Source organism: Vibrio sp. 10N.222.49.A3 (genome assembly GCF_041475145.1).
Classification (GTDB): domain Bacteria; phylum Pseudomonadota; class Gammaproteobacteria; order Enterobacterales; family Vibrionaceae; genus Vibrio; species Vibrio tasmaniensis_A.
The window spans coordinates 1-8,327 of record NZ_JBFRVM010000172.1; the positions used below are offsets into that span (position 1 = coordinate 1).

Genomic DNA, 8,327 nt, shown 5'->3' on the forward strand with positions numbered 1-8,327 from the left:
ACTGCTGGTGCGGATCACTATTCCCATTAGCTGGCAATTTCACTTAATTCAAATAGCACTTAGTAATCATCTGATTAACATCATGTTTTTAGTGACCACCACTGATATACTTACGTTTAAATTTTCATCACGTAGTCAATAAATCATGCTTCGCTATTTAATTTTAATTCCTCTTTTTATTTTAAGTGCCTGTACGAGTGGTACTACCAATATCACAAATGAACAAACTCTAAACTCTGATGAAGCCTATGAAAAAGGATACATCGCGCTTAGCCAAAAGAAATATAAGGCTGCTTATGCAGAATGGCTACCCTTAGCTGAGAACGGAGATGCTCAAGCACAGTACTCTATAGGCTGGATGTATAGTAAAGGACTGGGTGTTGAAAAAAGTGTCGCGAAAGCTTTAGATTGGTACGTTAAGTCAGCAAACCAAGGTTTTGTAGACGCGCAATATAGTGCTGGGCGAATCTACCTTTATTCTCTTCAACAATACGAGGATGCATTTACGTATTTTAAGTTAGCAGCAGAAAATGACGAAAATAAAGCGCAGTTTTATTTGGGTTTAATGTACTACCGTGGCGATGGCATTAGCAAAGATCTAAAAAAATCAGCACATTGGTTCTTACAATCAGCAGAGAAAGGCAATAAAGATGCACAGTTTTACATTGGTCAAATGTATGAGCTAGGTGAAGGTGTCCTACAAAATGACAAATACTCTCTACATTGGTTTAACTTAGCCTCAAAGAATGGACAGCAAGACGCACAGTATAAGCTTGCTGTTATTTACTACCTGGGGAAAATTGTGCCTAAAAATGATGTTACAAGCTATATGTGGTTAAACATCAGTCAATACAACGGAAAAGATATTCAAAATATGAAAGGAATAATATTTGATGACTTAAGCCAAGCTGATATTGATGAAGCTCAATTCAGATCAATAGAATGTGTCGAATCCCTGTATGAACACTGCAATTGGTAATTTTTGGTACGCAATCAGAACTATGCGGTAATGGTTTATACTCGCGGCTGTTTCCATAGCTCGAAAATAAAAACATTCCCTTCGTTAATATCCGAGGCTACGGTGATGAGAATGAGAATTTAAATTTTTACTTAGTTATAGCACGCACACTAGGAATGAGTGTTCGATAGGCAAAGTGTGAGCTTTTACTCTCAGTTACGTTTCCGTTGTATTTTTCTCACCCTATATTTTCACTAAATGTTTGAACTTCCCATATCATAACGCTCGACTCAACTGACGCCTAAAGAAAGGTCCTTCACCTACCGAGCGCACTATTTTTCTCAAGATCAACACACGCAATCTGTAACAGAGAAAAGTATCACCAACTTGCCCTACATAATCACCAAGCACACGACCAATGACTACTGCTGCAACACAAACTCGTGGGCCAATCGCAGCAAGAAGAGCAGCATCAAAAAACGTCTCATCATGGGATACAATTGCGGAACCGTTCCAAGTTCGAACCATATCCCTACTCACAAGAAGACTATCCCATTCTTTGGCTAATTTAACCTGCTGAAAGATATCAAGAGGTACTGGAATGACGGTAGTAAGTTCTTCGGCTGAACAGGCACCAACGATTGGCATGGTGTCTTTGCTCAACTTACCTGTCGTTACATCGGCTAAAAATAAACGTTGTTCCGGTAGCACAGAGCACAGCGCTCGCAACATTAATTGCTCATCCACTGACTGGCCAACCCAAACAACATAATCGCCATCGCATTCGAGGTTCTGATAGCTCTGCAATATGGGCAGTCCTATATGGCCGGCTAACCATGGCCATAAGTCTGGATCATTAATAAGATCACATACCCCCCTAAACCAATTACTACGTAGAGCATCTCCCTGCTGCGTACCATAATTATTTAACGGACCGTAAGTCAACGGGTCACTCAGCTCTACTACCCGCTTCTTTTCATCTGGCGCAAGAAGATAATTCAAAATGCCAGCAGCTGCGCCTCCTGTAACAAAGTGAGTCACCTTACGAAGGGTCATGACTAAACTCACTTATCATATCAGCACATCGTCTCTCTATTCTCATCATCGATCCTTGTCTGCTACCAACTGCTAATCACTTATCGAGCTCCATAACCTTAGAGTTCATAAGTTGGTTTACTCTATTGTTTCTATTCCCCGGTTAGACGAACAAATATACGTAGGAACGCAACATTTACCACGTTTTATCAAGGTCTTTTGCATAAAGCAGAATGGCTCGCTGGTAACTTTTGATTTTCTTACTCTCAGTGGTTGATAACAATAACTTAATTAGTAACGCCGTTGCTTCTTTGTGTCGTTCTAAGTTGTACAAACACATGGCATAGAACGGCTGTACTTCCAGTGAATCAGGGTATTCAGCAATGGTTCGCTCAAAATACTCTAACGCTTCAGTGTATTTACCCAAACTGCGATAAGTACTCGCCAACCCAAACAGAGCATCAAAACGTTCAGTTATGGAAAGATCCCCTTCCAATGCAAGATGATAATGTATAAGCGCTTGCTTCTCTTTGCCTTCATTATCATAAGACCAAGCCATGTATAAATTTGCTTTGGCTGCATATTGACTGTCATCCAATAGCGTACGCAGCAAAAGCCGAGACGCATGATAATTTCCGGCCTCTCTAAGATTGATGGCTTCGTGGATAATGGTTTTCATGTGCATCTCCTCTATAATTGACTAATAGAATGAAATTTATTTACACTCTGTGCTAACTCTCAAATCGTCCAACGATAAATTATCAATGATAAAATCTTAAACTAGATGAATAAATAGTAATAAAGGAATCCAATGTTTATAAGATTTATTGCCAGTATGGAGGAGGAAAAGCGACTCCAGCATACTCATGGTATCATTACCCAAGCACAAATGATGCTTGTCGACGGATTGATCCTTTACGAGTACCATCAGGTGCATATTAAAGAAATCTTCACTCAACTTAATGAATCACTACCATGTCCACCGTTCCACTCAAAGTCATGGCCAGACAATGCTATCTCTTGGTTTTTAGACTCAAGCGTCAAACATATATCACTCATGTATGAGCTAAAATATATATTAGAAGAATATGATTCAAAGGTGGCGACATTACATTATTCAGACGTCGGCACCATTTTATACAGAGATGACTTTCAAGTGGTGGCTAAGTCTAGCCTCTTATGAAAAACAAAATAATATATTGATAATAAAATGAACCTTCTAAAAATATATACCCTCGCCGGTTAAAATGAGAACTGCAACCCAAGCTCATAGCTCACTTCCGCCTCATCACGCTCTGCATATTCTAAATTTGCAACTAAGCCAAACACTGAGCCGAATTGAAAGACGTTATTCCACTTAAACTCATCTCTTGCTAGATCTAAGAAATCATGCTGATAGGAAACTCCCATCAACCAATGATTAGCTATTTGTTTTCTAACCATCGCTTGACAGTATGTTCCACGCTCGGAATATGGTGAACTGTAATCACTATCAGCACGATAGTTTACTGCTCCACAGGATAAAGAGCTGGCCATTGCCCCTCCCAAACGCCCAATGAGTCCTCCGCCAGCTTGCCAACTATCTACCTCCGAACTAAATCGAGTGAGAAAGTCTGCTTTTCCTTCAACGAATACGTAGTCAAAAACTTGAGCACTGACATCTAAGTATACCCCTCCCATCGTCTTATTCTCTGTATTGTCATACTTATCGTTAAGGTAAGGTTTTAACGCTCCCGACTTAAAACTAGCTCCTTTATAACCAAATCCTATGTGAGAAAAATTATCAACAATCTCACTTGATGCAAAGCTTGAACACGAAACTAACAACATCAGAGGAACAACTTTAGTTATCATAATACGATATCCTGTGGCACTTTTTTGACATGAAAGTTTATTCTGTACATTGCATATTGACAGCAACATACGGAAATAAACTATAACAAATCAATATGTAACATCCGATAAATTTAAACGCAAACTATGCGTTGCGTTCACATTTCCATCGTTGTCTTAAAGCATGTTTAAATTCCAGTGCCAATCCTATCTAGGCTGTCATACCAATTCAAAACATGGCTAGTCAGCATTTCCCCTGTGAAAGCGTTACTCGTAGACAGCAGCCACTTCAACGTCCCATAGACGATATAGTCTGAATACATGGGCGCATCGCCCGATAAGTATCGTGTCTTAGCTAAATAAGATTCCAGTACTCTCATTTTTTTAAGTAAGTCGGCCTTTGCTAACTCTTGGCTGTTGCTTTGTACATTTTCTAAGCTGTCCTGAAAGTGTTTCTCTCTAGAGGAACGAAAGTAATCTTTATCGCGATCTTTAAGCTTGCAGTAAATGTCGAAGATGGCAATTTTGGCGATGTCCGAATGTAATGATGCTGCCCACTCATGGAAAAAAAGTGCCATTAAACGCCCTTTTTCACCGCCAAATAATGAAGGTGATTCAGGGTAGTGGGCCTCAAGATAATCAGCGATGTTAAACGAATCAGAGAGCACCGTTTCACCATCTTTGATGGCGGGGAGTGTAGAAAACTGCGCCTTAAACTGAGCCTGAATGTCGACAAAAGAAAGCTCAGTGGTATCAAACGCTATATTTTTGTGTATCAAGCACATTTTCGTTCGCCAACAATAAGGACTGAATTTTAAGCCATCGCCCCCACACAGTTCGTAAAAAGTGATCATAGGTGTCTTACTCCGAGAGTTGCTAAATAGGTGTAATGGTTGTGCTGGGCACAGTATGTTCAATCTTGGTCGCGGTTCTCAGTCGAGATTAAGTGGGTTCTTTAACTGCTAGAATACCTGCGGCTCCCAGCAGTAAAGCACCACTTCCTCTTGTCACAGCGGTAAGAGATAGTCGGCTCGCATCAACAATCCGTCTGGCCGAAAACGCATAAAACATCACTAAACTGAAATCAAGCAACGCCATGGTTGGGCACATCACTAATAGTTGAGGGAATACGGGTAAGTCGGGGTTGATGAATTGCGGAAAAAAAGCCGAAAAGAATAGGATGGCTTTGGGATTGCCAGCCGCGACTAAAAAGCCAGAGTAAAACAACTTTTTGTTTGAGGCCTGTAAATCTGAGTTGTTGAGGTTTAAGTGCTCAACTTGTGCTGGTTTAGCGAGGAGCATTTTTAGTCCCATGTAAACCAACGTGATCACACCAAAAACTTTGATGACAGTAAATGCCACTACCGAATTGGCAAGGATGACACCTAAACCCAAGGCGACTAACACCATTTGAATAAAGTTAGCTGAGATGTCCCCAAGGGCGGTATATAGCACGCGTTTGTGCCCATAACTGAGAGCATGTGCAATACCTAAAAATATGCTAGGCCCTGGTGTCGCGGTAAGAATGAGCGATGCCGCGACAAAGCCGAGCCAAAGGTGAAAGTCCATTTTTTTTCCTTAATTATCCGTTAAACACTGCAAATCATATCGCTACAGATACACTACCATACCAGCGATTACTCCAACCACATATTGACCAGCGACATGACACCCATATTGTTGGTTTCGGTACCATACAAATTGTCTGCGCGAGTGACGGTAAAATGATTGCGCCACAGAGGACAATAATAATAGTTCTGGATAAGCCAATCCTCCGCTCGATACAGCTTGTGCAGAAGCTCCTCACTGTCGTTACTTTCCTGCATGAGCATATCAATAAAGGTTAATAGGCTTTGTTTTCCACGTTCAGACAAACATAGGCTAAACACATTGCCGCAAAGTAGCCATTCGTAATACTGGAACGTCAGGTCGTCGCCAAATACGTAACAGTCGTAGGAGACATCAACAGCCACATCTTGAGACTGTCCTTGAAGACATACCTTCCAAATAACCCCTTTTTGAGACAACGCATCAAGCAAAGGTTGCAACTCCCTCATATGACTGTCTATCACTTCAATTATCACCGGACGAGCTGGCAGTTTCATGTCGTGATTGAACAAGTGAAATCCCTTATCTTGATGGCAATCCATCACGCTGTTCGCTGCTCTTTTCTGGCTATCAAGTGTAAAGCGTCGACTATGATGAACAAGCCAAGCTCTTTCTTGAGCGGACAAGGCGTTTGCATGATGATGAAACTGCAAAACAGTACACCCACTGCGATCGACTTTTTGTGGCTGAGCGGGTTGAGATTCGCAATAGAGCAGTTCTGCCACGTGCATAGGCGTTTGAGGTTGGGCATCGCTACACCAAAACTCTACTCGTTCAATATGGCCACCAAAGCCAAAATAGTGGTTGTTGCGAACCAAACTCCAATATTGTTTTTCCAGACTTTCGACCCGATATGCTCCACACCCGATAGGTTTTGAAGCCTGATAATCAAAAATTGCACTGTGTGAGTCGGCTAACAAATGCAGGAAAACGGGGTCAAATTGACGCATAGAGAAAATGACCCACTGCTTATCTATGTCAATACCCTCTACATGACGAAATAGAATTTGATATGGATGCGGCGTCCTAAGGCGCATTTCTATATTTTTTTTGACAAGTTCCGGTGTCAGCACTTCTCCATTGTGCATCATTATATCATTGCGGATGCGGAGACGGATTTGCTTGTCACTGTAATGAAATTGGTGAGCGATATGAGGTACAATTTCGTTCTGAATAGGGTTATATCGAACTAAGGTATCGAAGACGCTTTCGATCAATAAAATAGAACGAGCGGACTGCGCCAAATGAGGGTGCCATTCAGGCAGCACGTAAGGAACTAAATACATTAAAGTATTCTGCTTTTTCAGTTCCTGTTGCGCATCCCCTAACCAGAGTGGTAAGTGATCTTGAAATAGGCGTACTTCGCCAAGTAGAGTGGCTAATCGAAATGCCTGATTCATTCTGCCAGACCGAGCCATTCGCTCTAACTGAGTCAGCAGTGAAGTCTCAAAACTTTTTAGTAGTGTCAGTTTCGAACGATGACCTCGCCCCTGACCCGAAGCCCAATGGATAAGCCCAAAGCTTTCAAAAGAAGCCATTAGCTTACTCACGTACCTCTCTGAGCAGGCCAGAATTTCAGCAAGGGAGACAATATCAACATCATAAGTTTCATTGCGAGAAAAATGTTTCTCGAGTTGCTTTAAACGCTGCAGATGACTCGTAGATAACAACTGAGAAGCTACCATGTCAACCTCAAAATCATGTTCATTAGATACAACGGATCCCTCTGAAATATGGCGACTTAACTTAAAGTTGTCCTCTTATAATGCCACGGGACGTGATTAATAAAGGTGGGTAATCTGACCGACTAGGAATCCCACCAAGAAAACTATCCCAGGCAAGATCGGATGGCTTTGGCTTTGTATTACCGTCATCGTTTGTTCTGGTTCCAGTAAGTAGTGTTTGGCGTTTAAAGTATAGAATGTGTAGTCTAATGGATTCATTGTTTTACTCACTAATAATGGCTCATGTGTTCATTATCAGCGAACAAACCCGAAATAATAACGCTCTCTTTACTATAAACAGTTCACCTTTTAATTAATGAAGTACAGCTCTATTTTTGCTAACTGCCACCAAACAAAATAATTCAACAAGCATGTCGAGGCAAGTTAATCCCAGTCACATGCAATATTAACAATCGACGCTACATCTTCATCAAAGTAAACGTAAGCAGACTTACAACTATCTTCCATAAGTTAAAGTCGCTTTGACACGTCGACTCAACAAAGCGTAACTTTTCGCTGGTGCTGAGAAAGAGTAAATGTAACGTCTGCGCAGCGGTACGCTAGATTGTAGTGTCCTAATATCGTTCTATTTATAAATCATACAATCCTTATCTACATCATGATCACTATCATCGTCAATGTCGAGCCTGAAAAAACACCCCAATTGCAGCCATTGAATGCTTCATCTTCAGGTATATGTTATCTATAAAAACGCTTAACGCTACCCTAAAGACGAATCACTGTTCCTAGGGATAAAGTAACAATGCGACCGCACAGCCTGCTAGCGGTTTGCCAACAAACTGTGCTCTATCTTCTTACTCGGCTTCTGCCGCTTCAACAGCTAACAAGTCTGCCATGTCATTACCTCTATCACCTGAATGAGCTTTGACCTTAAACACCTCTACGTATTTCTGTGAACGCAATTCGTCGATTTGTTGCCATAGATGACGGTTCTTAACTGGCTTCTTATCTGACTTACGCCAACCTTTATCCTTCCAGTTATCTAACCAACCGTTATAACCCTTCACACAAAAGTCACTATCTGAGTAGATGACATCGCCATCCTGCGCATACTCTAGACCTTCGATTAAGGCCATTAGCTCTAATTTTGCATTGGTGGTACTGCGTCTGATAGTGATGCTATCTTGATACTGATCTGCTCCAGTCAG

General features: G+C 41.3%; 9 protein-coding genes. 2 read left to right on the forward strand and 7 right to left on the reverse strand.

Annotated features, from left to right (window positions below; translation table 11 throughout):
- The first annotated feature begins 145 nt into the window (after window positions 1-145).
- Window positions 146-979, forward strand: a complete 834-nt coding sequence (locus tag AB4589_RS21725) for a tetratricopeptide repeat protein (RefSeq protein WP_305368429.1) — start codon at window positions 146-148, stop codon at window positions 977-979.
- A gap of 255 nt (window positions 980-1,234) precedes the next feature.
- Here AB4589_RS21725 and AB4589_RS21730 read toward each other — a convergent pair whose 3' ends face one another.
- Complete coding sequence (locus AB4589_RS21730; RefSeq protein ID WP_017098419.1) at window positions 1,235-2,014, reverse strand: DUF3658 domain-containing protein; 780 nt, start codon at window positions 2,012-2,014, stop codon at window positions 1,235-1,237.
- A 175-nt stretch (window positions 2,015-2,189) separates the two neighbouring features.
- Complete coding sequence (locus tag AB4589_RS21735) at window positions 2,190-2,672, reverse strand: tetratricopeptide repeat protein (RefSeq protein WP_017099644.1); 483 nt, start codon at window positions 2,670-2,672, stop codon at window positions 2,190-2,192.
- A gap of 132 nt (window positions 2,673-2,804) precedes the next feature.
- On the opposite strand from AB4589_RS21735, the gene AB4589_RS21740 reads away from it, so the two are divergent.
- Window positions 2,805-3,176 carry a hypothetical protein gene (locus tag AB4589_RS21740; RefSeq protein WP_017099645.1) on the forward strand — a complete coding sequence of 124 codons (372 nt, stop codon included), beginning with the start codon at window positions 2,805-2,807 and terminating at the stop codon, window positions 3,174-3,176.
- Window positions 3,177-3,235: 59 nt separating this feature from the next.
- On the opposite strand, the gene AB4589_RS21745 is transcribed toward AB4589_RS21740, so the two are convergent.
- From AB4589_RS21745 to AB4589_RS21765, 5 genes are all read right to left on the reverse strand, one after another.
- Window positions 3,236-3,847, reverse strand: coding sequence for a hypothetical protein (locus AB4589_RS21745; RefSeq protein ID WP_371710409.1), 612 nt, complete (start codon window positions 3,845-3,847; stop codon window positions 3,236-3,238).
- Between the two features lie 167 nt (window positions 3,848-4,014).
- Window positions 4,015-4,680: a glutathione S-transferase N-terminal domain-containing protein gene (locus AB4589_RS21750; RefSeq protein WP_017099647.1), complete on the reverse strand. Its 666-nt coding sequence runs from the start codon at window positions 4,678-4,680 to the stop codon at window positions 4,015-4,017.
- Between the two features lie 88 nt (window positions 4,681-4,768).
- Window positions 4,769-5,395, reverse strand: coding sequence for a LysE family translocator (locus tag AB4589_RS21755; protein WP_017099648.1), 627 nt, complete (start codon window positions 5,393-5,395; stop codon window positions 4,769-4,771).
- Between the two features lie 68 nt (window positions 5,396-5,463).
- Window positions 5,464-7,119, reverse strand: coding sequence for an SgrR family transcriptional regulator (locus AB4589_RS21760; protein ID WP_371695959.1), 1,656 nt, complete (start codon window positions 7,117-7,119; stop codon window positions 5,464-5,466).
- A gap of 854 nt (window positions 7,120-7,973) precedes the next feature.
- A partial coding sequence (locus AB4589_RS21765) for an RNase H family protein (RefSeq protein ID WP_372101672.1) occupies window positions 7,974-8,327 on the reverse strand: 354 nt, incomplete at its 5' end.

Excerpts from the sequence above, each read along its gene's own strand:
- AB4589_RS21745 (WP_371710409.1), bottom strand. The coding sequence starts at position 3,847 with ATGATAACTAAAGTTGTTCCTCTGATGTTGTTAGTTTCGTGTTCAAGC.
- AB4589_RS21760 (WP_371695959.1), bottom strand. The coding sequence starts at position 7,119 with ATGGTAGCTTCTCAGTTGTTATCTACGAGTCATCTGCAGCGTTTAAAG.
- AB4589_RS21755 (WP_017099648.1), bottom strand. The coding sequence starts at position 5,395 with ATGGACTTTCACCTTTGGCTCGGCTTTGTCGCGGCATCGCTCATTCTT.
- AB4589_RS21740 (WP_017099645.1), top strand. The coding sequence starts at position 2,805 with ATGTTTATAAGATTTATTGCCAGTATGGAGGAGGAAAAGCGACTCCAG.
- AB4589_RS21725 (WP_305368429.1), top strand. The coding sequence starts at position 146 with ATGCTTCGCTATTTAATTTTAATTCCTCTTTTTATTTTAAGTGCCTGT.
- AB4589_RS21730 (WP_017098419.1), bottom strand. The coding sequence starts at position 2,014 with ATGACCCTTCGTAAGGTGACTCACTTTGTTACAGGAGGCGCAGCTGCT.
- AB4589_RS21750 (WP_017099647.1), bottom strand. The coding sequence starts at position 4,680 with ATGATCACTTTTTACGAACTGTGTGGGGGCGATGGCTTAAAATTCAGT.
- AB4589_RS21735 (WP_017099644.1), bottom strand. The coding sequence starts at position 2,672 with ATGAAAACCATTATCCACGAAGCCATCAATCTTAGAGAGGCCGGAAAT.